This window comes from Nitrosospira multiformis (genome assembly GCF_003050865.1).
Classification (GTDB): domain Bacteria; phylum Pseudomonadota; class Gammaproteobacteria; order Burkholderiales; family Nitrosomonadaceae; genus Nitrosospira; species Nitrosospira multiformis_E.
Genome location: NZ_QAOK01000082.1, coordinates 1 through 1,116, shown reverse-complemented (window position 1 = coordinate 1,116; position 1,116 = coordinate 1). Strand labels below are relative to the sequence as shown.

Below are 1,116 nucleotides of genomic sequence, written 5' to 3'. Positions count from 1 at the left end.
GACTGGCATGGCATTACACACAGTATGACAAAGATCTGCGGCTGGCTGATAAGCAGCTTTATGCCGAGGCTCAAAAGGCAGCCAGTCTCAAGGGCATTGGACTGTGGAGTGATCCGTCGCCTGTCGCACCGTGGGATTTTCGGTGCAACAAGCCCGCGCCGTCAGTTGCAGTTGAGGAGTGCGAGATCAGGTTCGCTGGATTCCGGTACAAGATCGACCCCGTCGTTTGCGGGATTTGTCGGAATGCTCTCAAGTCTGCCTCCACCCTGCCCAGCCTCATGGAGCTTGTGCGTCTTGCAACGCGTCCTGGTTCCGGTGACGCCAATTGAATCAATGCCAGCGCGCTTATGCAATGCGATGGATCGGGCTAGCGGGTAAAGCTGTAGCAGAAATGCTTCGGGCCAGTGGCGCAGGTGAGGGGAGGGGTTAGCCCTGTTCTGGCTTGGTAGCTCCTCTCATGCCTTCGGTGTTGCCGTTGGTTGAGGGCAAAACCTTGAGCGGCCTGAGCCATTTCATGAAGGAGTAAGGAGATTCTAGCCGCAGTACTCTCCTGCTTATGTTTTTTCTGTTATAGACCACAGCTCCTCCATCAGCGTCTTGCACTCAATCAATCGCTTCCGGATAAAGGGACGCAGGGTTCCCAGGTGTTCATCAGACAGTGTGTTGAGTGCGCGCCTCATTCGTTCTGGTGAGTCCGCAACCCGAATCCGCTCATCCTCTGGAAGATGCGCAAAGACTTCATCCAGAATGGGACGCACTTCCTCCATCAGCACTTTCGCCTTCGTCTCCTTTGCTTCCAGCTTGGCAAGAGCCCCCGCCTGTTCTTCAGGAGTGCCACCGACCACTTTCACTTCACTTGAGCCATCCTTGTAGTACAGACGAATAGCTGCACATTTCAGCCTGCCGTTGCGCGCATCCTCCAGAAGATTGTTGAGTGCGTCCGTTATTCTTCGCTGGTTGCGTTTTTCATCCAAATCCGCAACTTCTGTAGACGATGTATCATCGTTCATAAAAACATTTCCTTTGGCAAGGGAGCCATTTCTTTGAGTTCTTTGAGCTTCCTGACCACGGCCTGTCCCACATTTTTGGTGCTTTTGGGATTCTGGGCCGTAATCA

The 1,116-nt window shown here is 53.4% G+C and carries 1 protein-coding gene and 1 pseudogene; one reads left to right on the top strand and one right to left on the bottom strand.

Going from position 1 to position 1,116, the window contains the following annotated elements:
* Positions 1-329, top strand: a pseudogene (locus tag C8R21_RS16020) (thermonuclease family protein); the annotation flags it as partial.
* Between the two features lie 225 nt (positions 330-554).
* On the opposite strand, the gene C8R21_RS15555 reads toward C8R21_RS16020, so the two are convergent.
* A partial coding sequence (locus C8R21_RS15555; protein ID WP_219906706.1) for a hypothetical protein occupies positions 555-1,116 on the bottom strand: 562 nt, incomplete at its 5' end.